The 22,374-nt window shown below is 63.6% G+C and carries 18 protein-coding genes; 4 read left to right on the top strand and 14 right to left on the bottom strand.

The window, feature by feature from the left end; genetic code table 11:
* Positions 1–8: 8 nt before the first annotated feature.
* The 6 genes from AC07O2_RS04470 to gudD form a co-directional block, all read right to left on the bottom strand.
* A complete protein-coding gene (locus tag AC07O2_RS04470) occupies positions 9–2,432 on the bottom strand; it encodes a glycoside hydrolase family 31 protein (protein ID WP_495074531.1) in 2,424 nt (807 codons plus the stop codon).
* 18 nt (positions 2,433–2,450) lie between these two features.
* A complete protein-coding gene (locus tag AC07O2_RS04465) occupies positions 2,451–3,461 on the bottom strand; it encodes an ABC transporter ATP-binding protein (protein WP_495074530.1) in 1,011 nt (336 codons plus the stop codon).
* Between the two features lie 21 nt (positions 3,462–3,482).
* Complete coding sequence (locus AC07O2_RS04460; protein ID WP_495074529.1) at positions 3,483–4,550, bottom strand: carbohydrate ABC transporter permease; 1,068 nt, start codon at positions 4,548–4,550, stop codon at positions 3,483–3,485.
* Positions 4,551–4,563: 13 nt separating this feature from the next.
* Positions 4,564–5,553: a carbohydrate ABC transporter permease gene (locus AC07O2_RS04455; RefSeq protein WP_495074528.1), complete on the bottom strand. Its 990-nt coding sequence runs from the start codon at positions 5,551–5,553 to the stop codon at positions 4,564–4,566.
* 166 nt (positions 5,554–5,719) lie between these two features.
* The gene (locus AC07O2_RS04450) at positions 5,720–7,003 is read right to left on the bottom strand and encodes an ABC transporter substrate-binding protein (protein WP_495074527.1); all 1,284 of its coding nucleotides are present in this window, start codon (positions 7,001–7,003) and stop codon (positions 5,720–5,722) included.
* Positions 7,004–7,044: 41 nt separating this feature from the next.
* Positions 7,045–8,388 carry a glucarate dehydratase gene (gene gudD / locus AC07O2_RS04445; protein WP_495074526.1) on the bottom strand — a complete coding sequence of 448 codons (1,344 nt, stop codon included), beginning with the start codon at positions 8,386–8,388 and terminating at the stop codon, positions 7,045–7,047.
* 175 nt (positions 8,389–8,563) lie between these two features.
* Here gudD and AC07O2_RS04440 point away from each other — a divergent pair, with 175 nt between their 5' ends.
* Positions 8,564–9,559, top strand: coding sequence for a LacI family DNA-binding transcriptional regulator (locus AC07O2_RS04440; protein ID WP_495074525.1), 996 nt, complete (start codon positions 8,564–8,566; stop codon positions 9,557–9,559).
* A 116-nt stretch (positions 9,560–9,675) separates the two neighbouring features.
* Here the strand turns inward: AC07O2_RS04440 and pdxR are convergent, their stop codons facing one another.
* The gene (gene pdxR / locus AC07O2_RS04435) at positions 9,676–11,106 is read right to left on the bottom strand and encodes a MocR-like pyridoxine biosynthesis transcription factor PdxR (RefSeq protein ID WP_495074524.1); all 1,431 of its coding nucleotides are present in this window, start codon (positions 11,104–11,106) and stop codon (positions 9,676–9,678) included.
* A 67-nt stretch (positions 11,107–11,173) separates the two neighbouring features.
* On the opposite strand from pdxR, the gene AC07O2_RS04430 reads away from it, so the two are divergent.
* Positions 11,174–11,824, top strand: coding sequence for an FMN-binding negative transcriptional regulator (locus AC07O2_RS04430; protein ID WP_495074523.1), 651 nt, complete (start codon positions 11,174–11,176; stop codon positions 11,822–11,824).
* Between the two features lie 154 nt (positions 11,825–11,978).
* Here the strand turns inward: AC07O2_RS04430 and AC07O2_RS04425 are convergent, their stop codons facing one another.
* Positions 11,979–13,271 (bottom strand): aspartate carbamoyltransferase, encoded by a 1,293-nt coding sequence (locus tag AC07O2_RS04425; protein WP_495074522.1) that lies wholly within the window; start codon positions 13,269–13,271, stop codon positions 11,979–11,981.
* A gap of 145 nt (positions 13,272–13,416) precedes the next feature.
* Between AC07O2_RS04425 and AC07O2_RS04420 the strand changes: the two genes are divergently transcribed.
* Positions 13,417–13,827 carry a GNAT family N-acetyltransferase gene (locus tag AC07O2_RS04420; RefSeq protein ID WP_495074521.1) on the top strand — a complete coding sequence of 137 codons (411 nt, stop codon included), beginning with the start codon at positions 13,417–13,419 and terminating at the stop codon, positions 13,825–13,827.
* A gap of 154 nt (positions 13,828–13,981) precedes the next feature.
* Here the strand turns inward: AC07O2_RS04420 and AC07O2_RS04415 are convergent, their stop codons facing one another.
* From AC07O2_RS04415 to AC07O2_RS04390, 6 genes are all read right to left on the bottom strand, one after another.
* On the bottom strand, positions 13,982–14,959 hold the full coding sequence (locus tag AC07O2_RS04415) for a peptide ABC transporter ATP-binding protein (RefSeq protein WP_495074520.1): 978 nt from the start codon (positions 14,957–14,959) through the stop codon (positions 13,982–13,984).
* Positions 14,956–15,930 carry an ABC transporter ATP-binding protein gene (locus tag AC07O2_RS04410; protein WP_495074519.1) on the bottom strand — a complete coding sequence of 325 codons (975 nt, stop codon included), beginning with the start codon at positions 15,928–15,930 and terminating at the stop codon, positions 14,956–14,958. The genes AC07O2_RS04415 and AC07O2_RS04410 overlap by 4 nt, the downstream gene beginning before the upstream one ends.
* Before the next feature lie 19 nt (positions 15,931–15,949).
* Complete coding sequence (locus AC07O2_RS04405; protein ID WP_495074518.1) at positions 15,950–16,870, bottom strand: ABC transporter permease subunit; 921 nt, start codon at positions 16,868–16,870, stop codon at positions 15,950–15,952.
* Between the two features lie 7 nt (positions 16,871–16,877).
* Positions 16,878–17,906, bottom strand: a complete 1,029-nt coding sequence (locus AC07O2_RS04400; RefSeq protein WP_495074517.1) for an ABC transporter permease subunit — start codon at positions 17,904–17,906, stop codon at positions 16,878–16,880.
* 71 nt (positions 17,907–17,977) lie between these two features.
* The gene (locus tag AC07O2_RS04395) at positions 17,978–19,570 is read right to left on the bottom strand and encodes an ABC transporter substrate-binding protein (RefSeq protein WP_495074516.1); all 1,593 of its coding nucleotides are present in this window, start codon (positions 19,568–19,570) and stop codon (positions 17,978–17,980) included.
* A 219-nt stretch (positions 19,571–19,789) separates the two neighbouring features.
* Positions 19,790–21,085, bottom strand: coding sequence for an MFS transporter (locus AC07O2_RS04390; protein ID WP_495074515.1), 1,296 nt, complete (start codon positions 21,083–21,085; stop codon positions 19,790–19,792).
* An 81-nt stretch (positions 21,086–21,166) separates the two neighbouring features.
* Between AC07O2_RS04390 and AC07O2_RS04385 the strand changes: the two genes are divergently transcribed.
* The gene (locus tag AC07O2_RS04385; protein WP_495074514.1) at positions 21,167–22,144 is read left to right on the top strand and encodes a LysR substrate-binding domain-containing protein; all 978 of its coding nucleotides are present in this window, start codon (positions 21,167–21,169) and stop codon (positions 22,142–22,144) included.
* Positions 22,145–22,374 lie beyond the last annotated feature (230 nt).

Below are 22,374 nucleotides of genomic sequence, written 5' to 3'. Positions count from 1 at the left end.
CTTCTGTATCAGAGCTTGAGCGTCAGCTGGCGCCAGGCGCCGTCTACTGTGCTGCTCTGCAGCGTGGCGCTGCCGAACTGCAGGCTGCGCGTGTCGCTGGCGGGCACGTACAGCACCACGCTGTCTTGCACCGGCGCGCGGGCTCCTTCACGCAGCACCTGGATGTTGAGTGTTTCTGCCGTGCTGCTGACCTGCAGCCGCCATTGGCCGTGGCTGCCGTCGCGGCAGGCCTGGGTGTGGCCGTCGTCCTCGAAGCAGGTGGCTTCGAACTGGCCTGCGCCCTGGAATGGGAAGACCTGGAAGCCGCGCATGTCTTGCACCTGGGCGAAATGGATGTCGCCCACGTTCAGCGCGATGGCGCTGCCTTCGCGGGCCAGCAGGGGCGGGGGGCCGTCCAGCGGCGCGTCCAGCGTGATGTGCTGGCCTGCCTTGTAGTACCGCGCCGTGGCCCATTCGACCCAGCCGCCGCTGCCGGGCAGCCAGACGCGGCGCTGGGTGTGGCCTTCGTCCACCACCGAGGCCACCAGCAGGTTGGCGCCCAGCAGCATGTCGTCGTTTTCTTCCAGGCAGCGCGTGTCTTCGGGGAAGTCGTGGTAGGTCGGGCGGATGATGGGCTCATACGTGCTGTGGTAGCGCCACACCAGGTCGTATAAGCAGGGCATGAGCCGGTAGCGCAGGTGGATTAGCGTGCGGATTTGCGGTGTGGTGGCCGGGTACATCCAGGGTTCGTTGACCGTCTTGTCGTCGTTCCACGAGTGGATGCTGAAGCGCGGCAGAAAGATGCCGTGCTGCACCCAGCGCACCAGCAGTTCGGGGCTGGGCGCGGGGCCGGAGAAGCCGCCAATGTCATGCCCGGTGTTGGACACGCCCGACATCGCCAGGCCCAGGCCCATGCGGATGTTGTAGCGCAGGGTTTCCCAGGCGGTGTAGTTGTCGCCCGACCAGGTTTGCACATAGCGTTGCATGCCGGCAGCACCCGAGCGCGACACCAGGTAGGGCCGCTCGGCCGGCGCGAACTCGGTCTGCGCGGCGTGCGACGCCTGCATCATCAGCAGGGTTTGCAGCGGCTTGGCTTCACGCGCAGGGCGTGGCGTGCCAAAGCCGTACGACATGGCCTGGTCGCTCCAGATCTCGTATTCGTTGTTGTCATTCCAGGTGGTGGGTATGCCGTACTGCAGCAGCTGCTGGGTCACCTGCTTTTTCCACCAGGCGATGGTGGCGGGCTGGGTGAAGTCCAGGTAGGCGCCGGTGCCGTCCCAGAACTGGATGGCGGTGGGCTGGCCGTCGGGGTCGGCCACCAGCAGGCTGGCCTGGCGGGCTTCTTCGAAACGCGGGTGGTCGCGCAGCAGGGCGGGCTTGATGTTGGGCACCAGGCGCACGCCTTTGGCGAGGTAGCTCTCAACGAATGCTGCGGGGTCGGGGAACTTGTCGCGGTTCCAGTTGAACACGTAGCGGCCCGGGCCGATGGAGGTGTAGCCGGAAGACAGGTGGAACGAGTCGCAGGGGATGTCGTGTTCGGCGCAGCGCTCCAGAAATTCGCCCATGCGTTCCTGTGCGTTCGGCGCGTCGGTGTAGCTCATGGTGGAGCCCGAATAGCCCAGCGCGTAGCGCGGTGGGAAGATCGGGCGACCGGTCAGCCAGGTGTAGCGCTTGGTGATGGCGGCGGGGTCTACACCGGCGATGTAGTACAGGTCCAGGTCGCCATGGTCGGCCACGAAGTAGCGGTAGTGGCCGTGGTAGTTGTCCAGCTCGCGGCCCATGTCGAAGCTGCAGTCGGACAGGGTGTCGTAGAACAGACCGAAGCAGAGGCCGGCATCCCGATCTCCATCTTTGCCGCCCTTGCGGGTGATGTAGAACGGGATGTGCTTGTACAACGGGTCGGTATTGCGCGCGCTGTAGCCCATCGGGTCCAGGTTGCACATGCGGTAGCGCTGGCCGGCGCGGTTGGCGTCGCCTGCGCGCTCGCCCAGGCCGAAGTAGGCCTCACCGCGCTCGCGCTGCAGGTAGTGGTAGACCTTCTCGTCCCACCAGCCGAAGTTGTAGCTCTGCGTGCTGCGGTCGGCGGCAGTGGCTTGCCACTGGTCTTTGTGTTGGCTTTCCCAGCGGCAGAAGAAGCCGGCCAGCTGGATGGTCAGGCGCACGGCGGCGGTGGTGATGCTGAGCTGTTGTTCGCTCTGCTCCAGCGCGAAGGCGGGCAGCGAGAAGCCGCTGGTGTCGAAGCGGTCGCGGCCTTCCACGGGCAGGTTCTCCAGGCCGGGCGCCACCGTCCAGCTGCGGGGCATGTTCAGCTTGCCGCTGGGCAGTACCAGCACGCGCAGGATGTCTTCTTCGAGTACCCAGACATGGGCCACGGCGCCGCCGGTGCTGCGCAGTTCAAGGTGGTTGCCGCTGCGGGCGTGCAGGGCGAAGAGGGGAGGATTGTCGAGACGCATGGTGTTGGTGTGCAAGAGTTACAGACGCAAGCCGTTCTGATCAAAGCAGTGCAGGTGCTCGGCAGGCGCGCTGACGCGTACGGTGTCGCCGCGCTGGATGCTGGTCTGGCCGTTCAGGATCAGCTCGAACGGCGCATCGGCCACCACATTGCCGTGCAGGATGCTGGTGGCTCCCAGCTGTTCGACCTGCTTCACCTTCAGTTGCAGCGGGCCGTTGTCGTCCAGCTGTGCGTGCTCGGGGCGTATGCCCACGGTCTGCGTGCCGGGCAGGGCGGTGGGGAACTGCGCGATATCCGATGTAGGCACGAAGTTCATGCGCGGGCTGCCGATGAAGCCGGCGACGAACTGGTTGCGTGGCTTGTTGTACAGCTCCAGCGGCGTGCCCACCTGCTCGATGCGGCCGGCGCGCAGTACCACGATCTTGTCGGCCATGGTCATGGCTTCCACCTGGTCGTGGGTGACATAGATCATGGTCGCGCCCAGGCGGGCGTGCAGGTCGCGGATCTCGGCACGCATGGAAACGCGCAGCTCGGCGTCCAGGTTGGATAGCGGCTCGTCAAACAGGAACAGCTTGGGTTCGCGCACGATGGAGCGGCCAATGGCCACGCGCTGGCGCTGACCGCCCGACAATTGCGTGGGCTTGCGCTGCAGCAGTGGGGCCAGCTGCAGCATGGTGGCGGCCGCGGTGACCTTGGTTTCGATGACCGACTTGGCCACACCCAGGTTTTCCAGGCCGAAAGCCATGTTGTCGTACACGCTCATGTGCGGGTACAGCGCGTAAGACTGGAACACCATGGAGCAGCCACGGTGCGCGGCCGACACCTCGTTGACGCGCTGGCCGTCAATGAGGATGTCGCCGCTGGTGGCGGGCTCCAGCCCGGAGATGATGCGCAGCAGCGTGGACTTGCCGCAGCCCGATGGGCCGACGAACACCACGAATTCACCGTCGGAGACGGTCAGATCCACGCCATGGATGATGGTGCTTTTGTCAAAGGCCTTGACGATATTGGAGAGTGCCAGAGTAGCCACGGTATACGTCCTATGAAAGTGTTACTTCACACCGGCACCGGCGATGCCAGTGGTGATGTATTTCTGCAAAAAGGTGAAGACCAGGCTGATCGGGATGAGCGTGATCACCGTCATCGCCAGCAGGTAATGCCACTGGGTGTTCAGCTCGCCCTGGAAGGCGTTCAGCGCCAGCTGCAGGGTGAAGTTCTCCGACTTGGACAGCACGATCAGCGGCCACAGGAAGTCGTTCCAGCGCCACATGAAGGAGAAGATGGCCAGCACCGCCATGGCGGGCGCGGCCAGCGGCAGGATGATCTTCCAGTAGATGCGCCATTCGCTGGCGTTGTCCATGCGCGCGGCTTCCAGCAGCTCGTCGGGAATGGTCAGCATGTACTGGCGCAGCAGGAACACGCCGGTGGGCGTGGCCACGGCCGGCAGGATCACGCCCCAGAGGTTGTTTAGCAGGTTCAGGCCCGAGATCACCAGAAAGGCCGGCACCAGGATGATGGTGGGCGGAATCATCAGTGTGGCGATGATCAGCACGAACACCGTCTTCTGCCCACGGAACTGGTATTTGGACAGTGCGAACGCGGCCATGGAGTTGAACAGCAGCGTCAGTATGGTGGCCACCACGGTGATGAAAACGCTGTTCCACAGATAGGTGCCAAAGGCGAACTTGCCGAACAGCTCGGTGTAGTTGCCGCTGGCAAACTTCAGCTCATTCAAGGGCTTGCGGTCGTTGATGTTGACCTTGATTTCCGTTTCCGGCTGGGCCGGGTCCACCATGGTGGCAATGATGCCGATGCGACGCACCTGGGCCAGCTCGCGGGTTTTACCGCTTTCGTCCTTTGCGAGGAACAGCGGCAGCGGTTTGTCAAAGCCCGCCACCACCACCTCTTTCTGGCTGTAGGGCAGGAAGCTGGGCGGAAACTGGCTCAGCGCGCTTTCGGTCTTGAAAGACGACATGACCAGCCACAGTACGGGGCCGAACATGACGACCAGGCCTGCTAGCAGGTAGGCGTAAGAGAGCCAGTCGGTCCAGTGCAGGCGGTTGCCACCATATTTGCCACTGTTTGCGCCACCACGGGTACGGGTAATGAAATTGGCCATTGGGCTTGTCCTCTTATTTCTTGGTCTTGCCGGCTTCGCTGGCCTTGGACAGGCGCAGCTGCACCAGGGTCAGCGCCATCAAACCCACGGCCAGAATCAGCGATGCCGCAGCGGCCAGGCCGTACAGGTGGATTTGCTCGGCAAAGCCGGTCTGGTAGATGTATTGCACGATGAAAGTGGTGGCCGAGCCCGGGCCGCCGCCGGTCAGCACAAACACTTCGTCAAAGCTTTGCACCGCGCGGATCATCACCAGCACCAGCACCACGATCAAGTTGGGCATCAGCAGCGGCAGGGTGACGCGGGTGAGCACGCGCCAGGGCGGTGCCGCATCCATCTCGGCGGCTTCGTACACGTCCTTCGGTATCGCTTGCAGGCCGGCCAGCAGGATCAGGGTGTAGAAACCCATGTGCGCCCAGATGGAAACCGCCACCACCCAGAAGAAGGCCCAGTGCCGGTCCAGCAGCCAGTCCATGGGTTGCGAGCCCATGGCCACCAGGCCGACGTTGAACACGCCCTGGCTTTGCAGCAGCCACTTCCAGATCAGCGCCACCACCACCGGCGACAGCAGCACGGGGTAGAAGAACACGCCGCGCCAGAAGCCCCGGCCGATGATCTTGCGGTTCAGCACCAGGGCCGTGAGCAGCGAGAACAGCACCATCAGCACCACCTGGATCAGGCTGAACTTCATGGTGTTCAGAATCGAGCGCCAGAAGATGTCGGTGCGGCAGGTCTGCAGGTCCATGTAGTCACGGCATTCCAGCAGGATGGAGAAGTTTTCTACCCCCACAAACGGGCGCTGCGTGGGCAGCAGATTTACACCGCCGGTGGCCGCATATACCAGGTTGATGATGATGGGCAAAAAGGTGAACACGCCGATCACCAGCAGGTTGGGCCCGACAAACAGCCAGCCTATGCGCGAGTTGCCCAGCCATTTCTGGCCCAGCCGAAAGACCGGCTCGAACAGATTGAAAAACAAGCCTAGAAGGCGCAGAAACACGGACATGGATATCCTCTCCAGTCGCACCCGCTTGGCGCAGGCTGCGCCCCTAGGCGCTGCAGCGCAACGCCCAAGGGTGGCTATTCAAATACTACAAACTTTATAGCTGCTTGCGCAGTATTTATCTGTGCTGGAGGCCAAAAAGGCATCTGGCGCAGCGCGGAGCAGCGGGCTACTTTTCAGCTTGCTTGACGGCCTCATTCATATCCGCGCTGATCTTGGTGATGGCTTCGTCCACGCTGATTTCACCGACGATGGCCTGCGTCACGCGGGTCACGGTGGGCAGCATCAGGGCGCGGTTGTACTTGTAGCCTTGCAGTGCGTAGGCCGCAGGGGCCACGGTGGGCGCGCCGTTGGTGAAGACGGTCAGCGCGGCCTTGGCCGCAGGGCCGGCGCTGGTGTAGGCCAGGCCGCGTTGGGCGACGCCGGCGTGGGCTGGAATGGTGTTGGTGCGGGATGCGAATTCGGCCACGTTGGCTTCTTGCGCCATGAAGTCCAGGAACTGCGCCACTTCCTTGGGCGACTTGGTGGTCTTCAGTGCGACCCAGGCCGAGCCGCCGGGCATGCCACTGCAGGCAGCGGTGCCGCAGGGGTTGGGCACGGCCACCCAGTCAAAGGCGTTGCCGATTTCCTTTTGCATGCGGTTGATCTGCCATGAGCCGGACAGGATCATCACCAGGCGGCCGTTCTTGAATTCGCCCACGGTGTCGGCATAGCTGGAGCCACCGGAGCCGCCCCATACGTCCTTCAGCATGGTGCCGTCTTTATGCCAGGCGACGAACTTGCCCACAGCAGTCTTGTAGCCATCGTCCAGCGCCAGGTTGCCCTTGGCATCGAAAATCTTGGCGCCGTAGCTGATGGCCGGGCCGGCAAAGCGGTGGCCCGAACGGTCCCAGGCCATGGCGGCCGGGGTTTGCGTGGCCTTGGCGACCTTGCGGGTGGCGTCGGCCCATTCTTCCCAGGTGGCTTTGGGGCCGGGCAGGGCGATCTTGGCCTGTTCGAACAAGGTCTTGTTGACGAAAGGCCCGGTCATGGTCATTTGCGACAGCATGCCGTAAATGCCTTTGTCACCCGCCTTGTTGCGCATCCAGGGCAGGGTGGTGCCGAAGTTGGTTTCCCAGTATTTGCGGTCTTTGAGATAGGGTCCGATGTCGATGTAGTTCTTCGACAGGCCACCGATTTCAGCCACGCGGGCGATGTCCGGGCCCTGGCCCGCGGCCAGCTGGATGGGCAGCTGCTCAACCACAGTCTTGTAGGGCACGATGTCCAGGGCCACCTTGGCGCCGGGGTTTTGCTTCTCGTAGCGCTTGATCAGGTCGGCGGTCACATCGCATTCGATGCCGTCCTGGTAGCACATGACGCGGATGTCGGCCAACGCCATTCCAGGCAGGGTGGCGGCGAGGCCGAGCAGGCCAACGCTGGCAGCGATCTTCAAGGGGGTGTGGTTGAGCTTCATGGCTTTGTCTCCTTTGGGTATGTTTTGATATTGGATCAGGCTCAGCGCACCATGCACGGGCGCTTGTTGTCGAACTTCCAGCCGGGGATCAGGAACTGCATGGCCTGTGCGTCGTCGCGTGAGCCCAGGCCATGCTGCAGGTACAGCTGGTGGGCTTTTTCGACTTCGGCCATGTCCAGCTCCACGCCCAGGCCGGGCTTCTTGGGCACTTGCACGTAGCCGCCCTGGATCTGCAGCGGCTCTTTGGTCAAGCGCTGGCCGTCTTGCCAGATCCAGTGCGTGTCGATGGCCGTGACCTTTCCCGGTGCGGCTGCGCCCACATGGGTGAACATGGCCAGCGAGATGTCGAAGTGGTTGTTGGAATGCGAGCCCCAGGTCAGCCCGAAGGACTGGCACAGCTGGGCTACGCGCACGGAGCCGGCCATGGTCCAGAAGTGCGGGTCGGCCAGCGGAATGTCCACCGACTGCAAAGCCAGGCTGTGGGCCATTTCGCGCCAGTCGGTGGCGACCATATTGGTGGCCGTGGGCAGGCCGGTGGCGCGGCGGAACTCGGCCATCACTTCGCGGCCGCTGTACACGCCCTCGGCGCCGCAGGGGTCTTCGGCATAGGCGACCACGCCGCGCATGCGCTGGCCCAGGCGGATGGCGTCGCGCAAAAACCAGCCACCGTTGGGGTCCAGCGTGACGCGGGCTTCGGGGAAGCGTTCGTGCAGTGCCACCACGGCATCGACTTCTTCGTCGCCGGGCAGCACGCCGCCCTTGAGCTTGAAGTCCTGAAAGCCGTAACGCTCTTGCGCGGCTTCGGCCAGTCGCACGATGGCCTGCGGCGTCATGGCTTCTTCGTGGCGCAGGCGGAACCAGTCGTTGTCGGCGCCGGGCTCGGTGCGGTAGGCCAGGTTGCTCTTCTTGGCGTCGCCCACATAGAACAAATAGCCCAGCATCTGCACGGCGTCACGCTGCTGGCCTTCGCCCAGCAGGGCGGCAACCGGCACTTCCAGGTGCTGGCCCAGCAGATCCAGCAGGGCTGACTCGGCAGCGGTGACGGCGTGAATGGCTACGCGCAGGTCGAAAGTCTGGGTGCCGCGCCCGCCGCTGTCGCGCTCGGCAAACTGCTTGCGCATGGCGTTCAGCACGGCCTGGTAGTTGCCGATGGATTGGCCGACGATCAGGGCCCGGGCGTCTTCCAGCGTCTGGCGGATTTTTTCGCCGCCGGGCACCTCGCCCACGCCGGTGCGTCCGGCGTTGTCGGTCAGGACCAGGATGTTGCGGGTGAAGAACGGGCCGTGCGCCCCCGACAGGTTCATCAGCATGTCGTCGTGGCCCGCAACGGGAATCACGCGAAGTTCGGTAATGCGGGGCGTGGAATGTGAAGACGGAGTGGACATGGGCGGCGAATGTGGTGGGTTGGTATTGTTGTTTGTTATCGATAACAAAGTAGGCGAAGCATAACTTCTGGAAAATCCTCAAAACAGAGGGTATACCCTTAAATACCTATGAACGAAATTAAATGCCGTACCCAAAACACCTTGTTGACAAGAATGTTATTGATATCATTCGTGCATGTCACAAGCCCTGACTGTTCACGATATCGCCCGCCTGGCTGGAGTCTCCGCCATGACGGTTTCGCGCGCGCTGAACCACCCGGAGCAGGTGTCGCCGACCACGTTGGCCAAGGTGCAGGAGGTGGTGCAGCGCACCGGCTTCATCCCCAACGGCATGGCCGGTGGCCTGCGCTCGTCGCGCGCCCGGCTGGTGGCCGCGGTGCTGCCCACGCTGGTGGGGCCGGTGTTCCAGGAAACCATACAGTCGCTGAACCAGGCGCTGGACGCCCGGGGCTACCAGCTGATGATTGGCCAGAGCGGCTACGAGCAGTCGCGCGAAGATGCGCTGCTGGACGCCATCATCCGCCGCCGGCCCGACGGCATTGTGCTGACCGGCATCATGCATTCGGCCGCCGGGCGGCGCCAGCTGCTGGCGTCCGGCATTCCGGTGGTCGAGACCTGGGACTTGACGCCCACGCCCATCGACATGCTGGTGGGCTTTTCGAACGAAGAAATCGGTGCCGCGGTCTGCTCCTATCTGCACCAGCGCGGCTACCGCCGGCCTGCCCTGATGTGCGGTGACGACGAGCGCGCGCGCCGCCGTAACAGCGGCTTTCAGCGCATGGCGCGCAGCCTGGGCTGGCAGACCGACGTGCCGGTGTACCTCACGCCACCGCCCACCACCCTGGGCGCTGGGCGCGCGGGCCTGGCCGAGTTGCTCAGCCGCGCGGAGGCCCCAGACGCCGTGTTTTGCAGCTCCGACATGCTGGCCCTGGGCGTACTGATCGAAGCGCAAACGCGGGGCATCAGCGTACCCGGCCAACTGGCCATCGTCGGCCTGGGCGACGTAGGCTTCGCCGCCAGCCTGGAGCCCGCCCTGACCAGCGTGCGCATAGACGGCACGCGCATAGGGCAGACGGCAGCCCAGTACATCGTGGACCGGGCCGATGGCATTGCGATTGCCGAGCCGATTGTGGACATTGGGTTTTCGATCGTGGAGCGGGGTACGGCTTAGTTTTCCCTAGGGTCTTTTTGCTATATTTAACGTAGCTGCTTGCGCAGTATTTGTCTGCACCAGGGCTGGTTTTCTTGTGTAATAAATGGACTTTGGCGCAGGCGATAACTGCGCGCTCACTGACTCACTAAGGGGCCTAGCGCCCGTGCCGCCCGGTCTAGCGCGGCTATGTTGTAGCCCGCGTATCCGAACAGCCAGCCCCGGCGCCGCGCCTCCATGCAGTAACGGGAGATCGGCGCAAGCAGTACGCCGGCATCGTGTGCGCGCTGGCTGAGTTCGGTGTCCTGCACATGTGCGTCCACCGTCAATGCCAGATGCATGCCTTGCAGGCTGGGAGTGAGCCGGATCGCACCGTGGCTGGCACGTGCCAGGCTATCGATCATGGCGGCCTGGCGCTCGTGGTACAGCTCGCGCATGCGCCGCAGATGGCGCAGCAGATAGCCGTCTGCGATGAAGCGGGCCAGCACGTCCTGCACCGCGCCCGGCGACTGCCGGTCGCTCAGTGCCCGCCCTTGGGTAAATGCATCGACCAGTGCATCAGGCAGCACGATAAAGCCCAGCCGCAACCCAGCGCCCAGCGACTTGGAAAACGTGCCCACATGCAGCACCCGTGCGCCGTGCGCCATGCTGCATAGCGCCGGAATCCGCTGTGCACCGTACTGGAATTCGCCGTCGTAGTCGTCTTCCACGATCCATGCGCGCTTGGCTTGGGCCCAGGCAATCAATTCCGCGCGGCGTGCCAGGCCCATGCTGACCCCTAGCGGGAATTGGTGGGTGGGCGTCACCACCGCGAGCTTGGCCTGCGGGTATTGGGCGGCGCCCTGGGCAATGCACAGGCCTTGGTCATCCACCGGTACCGGGCGCACCAGCGCCCCCTGTGCGACCAGGTTGGCGCGGATGCCGGGGTAGCCCGGGTCTTCGACAAGCACCTCGTCGCTCACATCCAGCAGTAGCCGCGCCACCAGGTCCAGGGCCTGCTGCGAGCCGGCGGTGATCAGCACCTGACCCGGGTCGCAGCGGATGCCACGCGACACCAGCAGCCATTGGGCGATGGCGGCGCGCAGTAGCGGGTGGCCTGCGGCTTCGGTATAGCCAGCATTGGTGGTGCGCGTAGCGATCGGCGTCTGTCGCTCCAGCCGCTGCCATAGCGCGAACGGAAACTCCTCCAGCGCCGGCCGACCGATACGAAACGGCAGGGCGTTGCTGTTGGCTGGAATCCAGCGCGCCCCGACCTCGGCAATCAGCCGGCCCCGCTGCGATAGCAACTGGTGCGCGGCCAGTTGCGGGGCGCGCGTGTTACCACGCAAGGGCGCACTGCGTTGTGCCACGTAGGTGCCATCACCGACGCGGCCCACCAGGTAGCCCTCGGACTGCAGGCGCTCGACTGCCCACAGCACCGTGTTGCGTGACACACCCAGCACCCGCGCATGCTCGCGCGAGGCCGGCAAACGGCTGTCGGGTGGCAAGGTTCCGGTCTCTATTGATTCGCGCAGCTGTACATAGACCTGCTGGCGCAACTGGCCCGAAACGGCTCTTTGGTTTGCCAAGAAATGGCCCCTTGGATTGAGTTAAATAATCTTAGTATGAAGGGCCATTTTACGGAGCACCCATTCCATGTACCTGCCCGCCCACTTTGAAGAAACCCGCCCCGAGGTATTGCAGCCACTGCTCAACGCACACCCGCTGGGCCTGCTGGTCACACAGGATATGGAGGGCGGGTTGGTGGCCAATAGCCTGCCGTTTCTGTGGGAGCCCGACCCGGCTGGAGGCCCCGGCATACTGCGCGGCCACGTGGCCCGCGCCAACCCGCTGTGGCGTGAGTCCCGTACCGATGTCGATGCGCTGGTGGTGTTCCAGGGGCCACAGGCCTATATCTCGCCATCCATGTATCCCAGCAAGGCGGCCACCGGCAAGGGCGTGCCGACCTGGAACTACACCATGGTGCAAGCGCGCGGCCCGCTGCGCGCAGTAGACGATGCGGACTGGCTGCGCGCCTTTGTCACCCGTCTGACCGAGCGCCACGAGGCCCAGCGCCCGGTGCCGTGGGAGGTCAGCGATGCGCCAGCTGACTACATCGACACCATGCTGCGCGCCATCGTCGGCATCGAGATCACGTTGACCTCGCTGCGCGGCAAATGGAAGGTGAGCCAGAACCGCGCCCGGCCTGATCGGGAGGGTGTGGTTTACGGACTGCGCAGCCAGGGTGGTGCCGAAGCCGAAGCCATGGCCCAGGTCGTTGCGGATGCCATCGCGCCGCTGTGCTGACTGGGGCGTATCCGCCTAGACGCTATTCAAAAGCTGAATTTGCTATTAAATAAGTAGCTGCTAGCGCACGCGGAATATGCGCTGTAGGCTGTTTTGTACCGCAAGAGTGGGCGTGGTGAGGTATCCGAACGCATATTCCAGTGCCGATGTGCGTTTACGCTTCGTCGGCAAGCAGGGCGTCATCGGGCCCAATATGTGCCGGCGATCTCCACGACGCGTCGCGCATGGATCGTTGGACCAGGCTGTCGACTCCGAGCATTTGCGCAAACAGCGCCATGCGGATGGGAATGCCGTTGTCGGTCTGCCGGAAAATCGCCAGTCGAGGGTCGGTGTTCAAGTCCACGCTCAGGTCGAAGGAGCCGGGCCTGCTGTCTCGGGGTAGGGGGTGCATCAACACGGTGTCGGCTTTGCCCGTGGCATCAAGAAGGGCGCGATTCACCTCGAAGCTTTGGTCGTAGCCATCTATCGCTTCCTCGGTAAACCGTTCTTTTTGTATCCGGGTTGCGTAAAGTACGTCGGCCCCCACCACGGCCGTGCGCAAGGAGTTGGATTGTTCGACGACATGCCCCCGGCTGGAAGCCAGATTGACGAGTTCGGGTGGCATCTCCAATGAGCGGGGAGAAACCAGGCTGATCTTCATGCCGCGGTAGAGCGTCAATAACTTGACCAGGGAGTGCACCGTGCGCCCATATTTGAGGTCACCCGTCAGCACGATATGCGAGCCGTCGATCAGCTTGCCGATGTGTGAAAACTCTCTTTGTATCGTGTACAGATCCAGCAGCGCCTGGCTTGGGTGCTCGCCTGGGCCGTCGCCACCGTTGATCACGGGGATGTTGGTCGCGCTTGCAAACTCTGCCACCGAGCCTTGCTCTGGATGCCGAATGACCAGTGCATCCACATAGCCACTGATGACGCGACTTGTGTCGTAGATGGATTCACCCTTGGCCATGGACGAGAAGGTGAAGCCCGTGGTGTCGCAAACGGAGCCCCCGAGTCTGCAGAACGCAGCGCCAAAGCTCACTCGGGTTCGGGTGCTGGCTTCAAAGAACAGATTGCCCAGCACTGCGCCCTCCAGAACCCGGGAAACCTTGCGGCGGCGCGCAATCGGCTGCATCACGTCGGCCAAAGAAAACAGCGCCTCCACTGCTTCGCGGCTGAATTGAGAGACAGACAGCAAGTGCACTGTTCCCGGCCAGGCATCCGATGGATTTGCATTTGTGCTGTATACGCTTTGCGTACTTTTTTCTATCGCACTGGCTTGGGTAAGAATTTCCCCTACGAACCGCCGCACAACCTCGGGCATTGCCCGGTACTCTGCCGATTCGTCGGGCAGGAGCCAAGCGTCAAGAGCGCGCTTTCGAGAGCCAATTCGCTCAGCGAAGGCCTCTCGGGTCATGTTGAGCCGCCGCATCGCATCGCGAAGAAGTACCTGTTGTGCTTGAGTCATGGATCGCAAATATATACGCTAAGCGTACGTTTTGCAATGGGTGAATGCATAGCGCTTGCTCTGATGGTCAAGCCGAGCGGGAGCGACGGCAGCAGGTCTGGTCTTCGTGAATTCGTGGGCACGTTGCCGCCCTATATTTGAGGTTATGACTTACACCATCAAAGAAGAAATACCCAGCGTTCCCGACTACATTCGCATCCGTCTTGCGGCCGGGCTGAGTAGAAAGTCCCCGGAGGCTGCGGCAATCGGTCTCAAGAATGGCTTGTTCAGCGTGGTCGTGTATTGGGGCGAAGTGCCGGTGGGCATAGGCCGCGTCATTGGTGACGGAGGCTGTTTCTTCGAAATTGTGGACATTGCCGTTGTTCCAGAGCATCAGAAGAAGGGGCTTGGTCACATCGTCATGCAGCGACTCATGGCGTATATCCACGCAACGGCTCTGCCAACCGCCTACGTAAGCCTCATGGCTGACCATGGAACGCCGCGGTTTTACGAGCGCTATGGCTTTGAAGCTTCGCTTCTTCCCAAAAAAGCGGGTATGTCGCTGCGCATCAGCTAGGCACCACGCCGAGGCCTAACTGTTGTATGGGAGCGTTCCATGTATGCCAGAAGTCCCGGTGCCATGTTTGGTTAATTTGCTACTAAAAAAATAGCTGCTAGCGCAGGTTATTCCTACGCTAGCAGCCTATTTCATCTGCAAGTGCCAACTGCAATCAAGCTGCGTTGATACTCTCCGCATGGTGGCAAGCCACCTCGCGCCCTAGCAGTGGGCGCAGCTGTGGTTCCTCGGTCGAGCAGCGGGCAGTGGCGTGCGGGCAGCGCTTGTGGAAGGCGCAGCCTGTGGGCGGGTTCAGCGGGCTGGGCAGCTCGCCGGTGATCTTGATCTTCACCTTGCGCTGGTGCCGGTCGATCGACGGCGTGGCCGACAGCAGGGCCTGCGTGTAGGGGTGCAGCGGGCGCTCGAAGATCAGGCCCTTGGCGCCGACCTCGACCGCGCGGCCCAGGTACATCACCATCAGGTCATTCGCCACATGCTCGACCACCGCCAGGTTGTGCGACACGAACACGTAGGCGGTCTGGAACTCTTCCTGCAGGTCCATGAACAGGTTCAGCACCTGGGCCTGGATGGAGACGTCCAGCGCCGATGTGGGCTCGTCGGCCACCAGGATCTTCGGCTGCAGAATCATCGCCCGGGCAATCGCAATCCGCTGGCGCTGGCCGCCGGAGAACATGTGCGGGTAGCGCTGCGCAAACTCGGGCCGCAGGCCGACGCGGCGCATGGTGTCATGGACCTTGGCGGTGCGTTCTGCGGCGCTGAGCTTGGTGTTCAGCAGCAGCGGCTCAGCCAGCTGGTCGATGATCTTCTGGCGCGGGTTCAGCGAGGCGTAGGGGTTCTGGAACACCATCTGCACCTTGCTGCGCATGGCTTTGCGTTGCGCCGGGTTGGCCGTGTCCAGCGCCTGGCCGTCCATCACCAGGCTGCCTGACGTTGGCGCTTCGATCAGCGTCAGTGCGCGGGCCAGTGTGCTCTTGCCGCAGCCGGATTCACCCACCACGGCCAGCGTTTTGCCGGCCTGCAGCTGGAAGGAAATGCCGTTCAGCGCCTTGACCTGCAGCTTGGGCTTGAAGGTGCCCTGGCTGACGGCGTAGTAGCGGGTGAGGTTCTTGGCTTCTAAAACAATCGCGCTCATGCCGCCACCTCCGCATTCAGCGGGAAGAAGCAGCGCACGGCGTCTCCCTCGTGCTGGGTCAGCGCCGGGCGCTCGGCCTTGCAGCGGTCTTGCACGCGCGGGCAGCGCGGCGACAGCAGGCAGCCTTTGGGCCGGTCGTACTGGCCGGGCACCATGCCTTTGAGGGTGCTCAGGCGGCGCGCACCGTGGCTGCGCTCGGGCACGGCCTGCAGCAGTGCGTCGGTGTAGGGGTGGGTCGGGTGGTCGAACAAGCGGTCCACCTTGCCGGTTTCCACCACCTGGCCGGCGTACATCACGGCCACGCGGTGGGCCACCTCGGCCACCACGGCCAGGTCGTGGGTGATCATCACCAGCGCCATGTTGTGGGCTTTCTGCAGGTTCACCAGCAGGTCCATGATCTGTGCCTGGATGGTTACGTCGAGTGCCGTGGTCGGCTCGTCGGCGATTAGTAGGCGCGGTTTGCAGGCAATGGCGATGGCGATCATCACGCGCTGGCTCATGCCGCCGGACAGCTGGTGCGGGTACACGTCCAGCCGGCTCTTGGCGGCAGGGATTTCCACCATCTCCATTAGCTCGACCGCGCGGGCCGTGGCCGCCGCACCGCGCAGGCCCAGGTGCTGCTTCAGCACTTCAATGATCTGGTAGCCGACGGTGAAGCTGGGGTTTAGCGAGGTCATCGGGTCCTGGAAGATCATCGCCATGTCCTTGCCCAGCAGCTTGCGGCGCTGGGCCGGGGTGATCTTCAGCAGGTCCTGGCCGTCGAAGTTCAGCGTATCGGCGGTGATGCGGCCCTGGCCGTCCAGCAGGCCCATGAGGGCCATCATGGTCACCGACTTGCCGGAGCCGGATTCGCCAACGATGCCGACGATTTCACCCTGGGACACGGCCAGGTCCAGCCCGTCCACCGCCCGGAAAGCGCGGCCTTGTGGGCCGAACTCTACGGATAGATTTTTAATGTTTAACAAACTCATCGTGTTTCTTTTCGCGGGATCAGGCCGCAGTTTTCAGTTTGGGGTCCAGCGCGTCGCGCAGGCCGTCGCCCATCAGGTTGATCGCCAGCACCGACAGCAGAATGGTCAGGCCGGGCAGGGTGACGACCCACCAGGCGCGTTCGATGTAGTCGCGCGCCGAGGCCAGCATGGTGCCCCACTCGGGGTTGGGCGGCTGCACGCCCAGGCCTAGAAAGCCCAGTGCCGAGATTTCCAGAATCGCGGCCGAGAAGCCCATGGTGGCGTGCACGATCAGCGGTGCCATGCAGTTGGGTAGCACCGTGACGAACATCAGGCGCAGCGTGCCGGCACCTGACAGGCGGGCGGCGGTCACGTAGTCGCGGTTTAGCTCGGTCATGGCGGAGGCGCGGGTCAGGCGTACATAGGCGGGCAGCGACACCACGGCAATCGCCACCAGCGCATTGCCCAGCCCGGGGCCGAGCACGGCCATGATGGCCACGGCCAGCAGCAACGCGGGCAGGGCCATCATGATGTCCATGATGCGCATGATGGTGGAGTCCAGCGCCTTGCCAAAGAAGCCTGCGCACAGGCCCAGCACCACGCCGGGGATGAGTGCCATTAGCACCGAGAAGAAGCCGACGAACAGCGACAGCCGCGCGCCGTGGATCAGGCGCGAGAGGATGTCGCGCCCGACTTCGTCTGTACCCAGCAGGAACTGGCTGGAGCCACCGGCCACCCAGGCGGGCGGTGTCAGGAAATGCTCGCGGAATTGTTCAACCGGGCTGTAGGGCGCCACCCAGGGCGCGAACAGCGCTGCCAGGCAGACCAGGGTCATGAAGCACAGGCCGATGACGGCGCCTTTGTTCTTCGTGAAGCTGCGCCAGAACTCTGACCAGCTGGATGGAGGTGTGCCGGGTGCGAGTTCCAGCTCGTCGGTCACGGGAAGGGGTAGGGTAGACATGGGGGTTCTATTTCTGGTGTCGGATGCGTGGGTTGGCCACGCCGTACAGGATGTCGACGATGAAATTGGTGGTGATGACCAGGCTGGCGACCAGCAGAATGCCGCTTTGCACCACCGGGTAGTCACGCCGGCTGATGGCGTCGATCAGCCATTTGCCGATGCCGGGCCAGGAGAAGATGGTCTCGGTCAGCACCGCGCCACCCATCAGCGTGCCGACCTGCAGGCCAATCACGGTCAGCACCGGTATCAGCGCATTGCGCAGCGTGTGGATGAACACCACGCGTGCGGGTGACAAGCCCTTGGCGCGGGCGGTGCGCACATAGTCTTCACGCAGCACCTCCAGCATGCTGGAGCGCGTCATGCGCGCAATCACCGCCAGCGGAATGGTGCCCAGCACGATGGTCGGCAGGATCAGGTGCTTGATGGCGTCCCACAGCGCACCTCCGTTCAGGCCCGGGTCGGCACGCTGGGCGCGCCAGGCGTCGATCAGCATGAAGCCGGTGTCGGGCGGTATGTCGAATGCCAGGTCGATGCGGCCGGACACAGGCGTCCAGCCCATGCCGCTGGAGAACACCATGATCAGCACCAGGCCCCACCAGAAGATGGGCATGGAATAGCCGGTGAGTGCCAGCGTCATCACCCCGTGGTCCAGTATGGAGCCGCGTTTTACCGCCGCCGTCACGCCCGCCACCATGCCGACCACCAGGGCGAACAGCAAGGCCATCAGTGCCAGCTCCAGCGTGGCGGGGAACAGGGTTTTGAATTCGGTCCAGACGGGGATTTGCGTCTTCAGTGAAGCGCCAAGGTCACCCCGTGCGAGCTGGCCCAGGTAGTGAAAATACTGCACTGGCAGTGGCTGGTCCAGCCCCAGGCGGTGCATGGCTTCGGCGTGCATTACAGGGTCCAGCGTGCGCTCGCCCACCATCACTTCGATGGGGTCGCCGGGGATCATGTGGATCAGGGAAAAGGTCAGCAGGGTGATACCGAAAAAGGTCGGAATCACCACGGCCAAGCGTTTGAGGATGTAGAGGAACATAGCTGCTTAAAACAAAAAAGCAAGGTAACGAACTGTGCCGTTACCTTGCTTTCTGGACTGACGATAGGGGCTTACTTCGAGCTCACACCCGCGAAGTCAAACACAGCAAACGGGCTGATCTTCAGGCCGTCCACACCCTTGGCGGTGGGCAGGCTCACCGTGGAGTGGGCAATGGTGGACCAGGGCAGGTCGCGCTTGAAGACTTCTTGCGCCTTCATGTACAGCGCGGTGCGTTCCTTTTGGTCCAGGCTGTTGCGGGCCTTCAGCACCAGGCCGTCGAACTCCTTGCTGCAGTAGCGCGCGTAGTTGTTGCCGCCCACGGATTCGCAGGTCAGCAGCACGCCCAGGAAGTTGTCGGGGCTGGCGTAGTCGCCGCTCCAGCCGATCAAGCCCGCGTCTTGTTCGCCGGCCTTCATGCGCTTGAGGTATTCACCCCATTCGTAGCTGACGATCTTGGCCTTGACGCCGATCTTGGCCCAGTCGGCCTGGATCATCTCGGCCATCAGCTTGGCGTTGGGGTTGTAGGGGCGCACCACCGGCATGCTCCACAGATTGATCTCAAAGCCATCGGGGTAGCCGGCTTTTTTCAGCAGCTCCTTGGCTTTTTCGATGTTCGTGGGGGCGTTCTTCAAAGCCGGGTTGTAAGACCACAGCGAGGATGGGAAGGGGTTGGTGGCTTCCTGGCCCTGGCCTTGGTACACGGCCTCGATGATGGCCTTGCGGTTGATCGCCATGTCCAGCGCCTGGCGCACTTCCAGCTTGCCGGTGATGGGCTTTTCAGTGTTGTACGACAGGTAGCCGATGTTGAAGCCAGGCGCGCTGATGACCTTCAGCTTGGGGTCGGCCTTCAGGCTTTCCAGGTCTTGCGGCTTGGGATAGGACATGGCCTGGCATTCACCGGCCTTGACCTTCTGGGCGCGCACCGATGCATCGGTGGTGATGGCGAAGATCAGGTTGTCCAGCTTGATGTCCTTGGCGTTCCAGTACTGCTTGTTGGCCGCGTAACGGATCTGCGAGTCTTTTTGGTAGCGCTTCAGGATGTAGGGGCCGGTGCCCACGGGCTGCTGGTTGATCAGCGCGGGCGTGCCGGCGGCCAGCAGCTTGTTGGCGTGCTCGGCCGACAGGATGGAGAACACCGGCATGGCGATCTTGGCCAGCAGGTCGGGGTCGGGCTTCTTCAGCAGGAAGACCACGGTGTTGTCGTCGGTCTTGCGCACCGAGGCCACGTTGCTGTCCAGGCCGGTGTCGCCCGCGTAGGGAAACTGCACCGGGTAGGCTTTGGCGAATGGCGTGGTCTTGTCGAACATGCGCATGAACGTGAACACCACGTCATCGGCATTGAAGTCGCGGCTGGGTGTGAAGTTCTCGGTGGTGTGGAACTTCACGCCCTTGCGTAAATGGAAGGTGTAGGTCAGGCCGTCGGGGGCGCTGTCATAGGACTCGGCCAGGGCGGGGACCACCTTGGTGGTGCCGCGCTCGAACTCGACCAGGCGGTTGAAGATGGCCATGCCGGCCGCATCGAAGGTCTGGCCGCCGGTGTACTGCGCGGTGTCAAAGCCCTCGGGGCTGGCTTCGGAACAATAGACAAGGGTGCCTGCGGCGTGGGTTGCCAAAGCGGCGGCGGTCAAGCCCAGGGCCACGACCAGTTTGCTCAGATTTTTCATGGTTCTCCAAATATGTCAAAACGCAAAGTCAGACGTGCACTGCGATGGTGCTCGCATCGTGCGGTGGAGGGATTGGTAAATACCCCAGCGTCTGCCGGCGACATTATCAGCAGATTCCATGCCATCGTCAGACATCATGTCACTTAGGCGTCTTTGCTATGGAGTTTGTAGCTGCTAGCGCAGGCGCTATCAGCGCCAGAGGTGGATTTCTTACATTTTTTACTTGGGTTGTACTCTGGCACCACCCAACAAGGGCCGCGCCATCAATGCGCAGCCGCTGGCCAGCAGCCACACCAGCGGCCAGCCCTGCAGCGCCAGCAGATGCGGCAGGGCCAGCGGCGTTACAAAGCAAACGCTGAAGACGCAGGTATTGGCCATCGCCAGCGCCGTGCCGGAGCGTTGCGCGCCGGCGCAGCTGGCCAGCTGCACATAGGCCACGCCATGCCAGGCGGATACGCAGATGCCGCAGATGGCCAGCAACACCAGCAAGCTGCCACGCAGCAGCGGCGAGGCCAGCAGCTGCCCGCCGTCGGCCAGCGCACTAAACAGCGCCAACCCCGCAAACAGCGCTGCGCTGAGCCCGCTGCAGGCCCGCAGATAGGTCGGGCGATTCCGTCGCTGGTCGGTCCAGCGGCCGCTCCAGACGCGCATCACCATCGCGCCGACCTGTACCAGCGCCATCGCCGCGGTGATGGTCGCCAGGCCGGCGTGGCCGTAGTCGTGCAGGAACACCGTGCCGAAAGACAGCACGGCAAACTGCGGCGCGCACAGAATGCCAATGCCGGCCACGGTGCGCCAGATGCGCGGGTTACGTAACGGGCCATGTAACGGGTTATGTAGCGGCCCGCTGCGGTCGGCGGCGGTGCTGGGTTTGGCGTGCGGAACCAGCGCCGGCTCGTGCACCCAGGCCCAGGTCAGCAGCGCGGCCAGCAGGCACAGCACGGCCAGCAGGCTGTAGATTGCGGCAAAGCCGTGCTGCAGTGCCACGGCCGGCAGCAGCAGCGCGCCAATGCCGCCGCCCAGCGGCACGGCGGTCTGGCGGATGCTCATGGCCAGGCCGCGCTCGCCATCAGCAAACCACAGCATCACCGCCCGGCCGCTGGCGCCGTTCACGCTGCCACCCAGCAGCCCGACCAGTACCAGGCCGCCGGCCAGCAAGCCCAGTGGCGGAATCTGCCCACCCGACGGCGCCGCCCACAGCGCCATCGCTGCCAGCGCCAGCGCGGTGCTGGCCAGGCCGGTCAGCAGCACCGGGCGGTCACCCCAGCGGTCGGTCAGCAGGCCCCAGGGCAGCTCGCTGATGGCAATGCCCAGGCCCATCAGGCCGAGCACCAGGCCTAGGGTGGCGTTGTCCAGCCGGTAGCCGTCGCGCATCAGCACTGCCGTCATCGGGATGCCGCTGAAGGCCACGGAAAACGCCGCATTCGCGGCCACGCCGGCGGCTAGCACCTTCCAGCGGTGGCGCGGCGGCGGGCAGATGACGAGGGGGTTGGAAAGAGTCGCTTGGTGTGTCATGCGGCAGATTGTGGGCAGCGCAGACTGTTTTGAAAATCAGAAAATAGTAGACTAAATGTTTTGATAATCAGGATGATTGCCATGGGCCAAGTCACCTACGACATCGACATGCTGCGCAGCTTCTCCACCGGCATCGCACTCGGCAGCTACGCCCGCGCGGCGGACCGCCTGGGCCGCTCCACGTCGGCCGTCAGCGCGCAGCTGAAGAAGCTGGAGTCGCAGTCTGGCACGCCCTTGCTGCGCAAGTCCGGCCGTGGGCTGGAGCTGACGGATGCTGGCGAAACCCTGCTGGCCTATGCCCATCGCCTGCTGGCACTGAACGACGAAGCCGTGGCCGCCGTGCGCGGCACCGACTTGCAAGGCCGGGTGCGCCTGGGTCTGCAGGAAGACCTGGGCGAAGCCGTGCTGCCCGAGGCGCTGGGCCGCTTTGCCCGCGCCCACCCCAAGGTGCGCATCGAGGCCTGCGTGGCCACCAGCGCGGTGCTGCGCGAGAAATTGGCGCTGGGCCAATTGGACCTGGCGATGTTCTGGGACGTGGGCTTAGACGCTGCCGATGCGCGCACCGACAGCGTGCTGCGTCTGCCACTGCAGTGGATAGGCCCGGCCGACATGGACGCGCTGGACGCACCCTGGTGGCAGCAGCTTCAGAAGGTGGGGCGCGGCGCGCAGAGGGGCTTGCAAGAGCCGATACCGCTGGTCGTCGTCGATGCCCCATGCCCGTTGCGTGAGATCGTCACCCACACGCTGGAGCGCGCCGGTATGCCCTGGCGCTACGTGTTCACCAGCTCCAGCCTGGCCGCGCTGTGGGCTGCCACCTCGGCCGGCCTGGGCCTGTGCGTGCGCACACCGTTTGGCCTGCCGGCCCATGTGCGCACCATTGAGCGCGCTGGAACCGTGTTGCCGGCGCTACCGCAGATCACTCTGGCCTTGCGCCGCGCCAGCAACGAGCCTGAGCCGCCGGTGCAGCGCTTGGCGGAATTGCTGACCGAGTCGGTGCAGCAGAACGTGCGGGGGAGAGTGCCGGTGGGGCGGGATTTGCGGGTGCTGGTTAAGGGGTAATTTTCTTTTCTTCCCCGCTGAGGTCGAGCGGCTTGGGCCGCTGCAACTCCGCGCCATCCGGTATGGGATAGGACGGCAGGACTTCCAAGTCCAAGCCCCCCGCAATCACTTTTTCGGAAAAGGTGGTGAGGTGGTCTATCCCGCAAACGAACAGCTGTCCATAGCGCGGACCCGTCGTAACCATTCCTCCTCCCGTCGCCCATACCGGACCATCTGCTCCCTCTCCAAAT

The organism is Rhodoferax sp. GW821-FHT10B06, from assembly GCF_059415605.1.
Note: the sequence above shows the minus strand (reverse complement) of the source record. Positions and strands in the feature narration are given on the sequence as shown.

Bases quoted from the DNA above. Each gene is read 5' to 3' on its own strand.
- AC07O2_RS04470 (WP_495074531.1), bottom strand. From the start codon at position 2,432: ATGCGTCTCGACAATCCTCCCCTCTTCGCCCTGCACGCCCGCAGCGGC.
- AC07O2_RS04460 (WP_495074529.1), bottom strand. From the start codon at position 4,550: ATGGCCAATTTCATTACCCGTACCCGTGGTGGCGCAAACAGTGGCAAA.
- AC07O2_RS04455 (WP_495074528.1), bottom strand. From the start codon at position 5,553: ATGTCCGTGTTTCTGCGCCTTCTAGGCTTGTTTTTCAATCTGTTCGAG.
- AC07O2_RS04450 (WP_495074527.1), bottom strand. From the start codon at position 7,003: ATGAAGCTCAACCACACCCCCTTGAAGATCGCTGCCAGCGTTGGCCTG.
- gudD (WP_495074526.1), bottom strand. From the start codon at position 8,388: ATGTCCACTCCGTCTTCACATTCCACGCCCCGCATTACCGAACTTCGC.
- AC07O2_RS04440 (WP_495074525.1), top strand. From the start codon at position 8,564: ATGTCACAAGCCCTGACTGTTCACGATATCGCCCGCCTGGCTGGAGTC.
- AC07O2_RS04430 (WP_495074523.1), top strand. From the start codon at position 11,174: ATGTACCTGCCCGCCCACTTTGAAGAAACCCGCCCCGAGGTATTGCAG.
- AC07O2_RS04425 (WP_495074522.1), bottom strand. From the start codon at position 13,271: ATGACTCAAGCACAACAGGTACTTCTTCGCGATGCGATGCGGCGGCTC.
- AC07O2_RS04420 (WP_495074521.1), top strand. From the start codon at position 13,417: ATGACTTACACCATCAAAGAAGAAATACCCAGCGTTCCCGACTACATT.
- AC07O2_RS04415 (WP_495074520.1), bottom strand. From the start codon at position 14,959: ATGAGCGCGATTGTTTTAGAAGCCAAGAACCTCACCCGCTACTACGCC.
- AC07O2_RS04410 (WP_495074519.1), bottom strand. From the start codon at position 15,930: ATGAGTTTGTTAAACATTAAAAATCTATCCGTAGAGTTCGGCCCACAA.
- AC07O2_RS04405 (WP_495074518.1), bottom strand. From the start codon at position 16,870: ATGTCTACCCTACCCCTTCCCGTGACCGACGAGCTGGAACTCGCACCC.
- AC07O2_RS04400 (WP_495074517.1), bottom strand. From the start codon at position 17,906: ATGTTCCTCTACATCCTCAAACGCTTGGCCGTGGTGATTCCGACCTTT.
- AC07O2_RS04395 (WP_495074516.1), bottom strand. From the start codon at position 19,570: ATGAAAAATCTGAGCAAACTGGTCGTGGCCCTGGGCTTGACCGCCGCC.
- AC07O2_RS04390 (WP_495074515.1), bottom strand. From the start codon at position 21,085: ATGACACACCAAGCGACTCTTTCCAACCCCCTCGTCATCTGCCCGCCG.
- AC07O2_RS04385 (WP_495074514.1), top strand. From the start codon at position 21,167: ATGGGCCAAGTCACCTACGACATCGACATGCTGCGCAGCTTCTCCACC.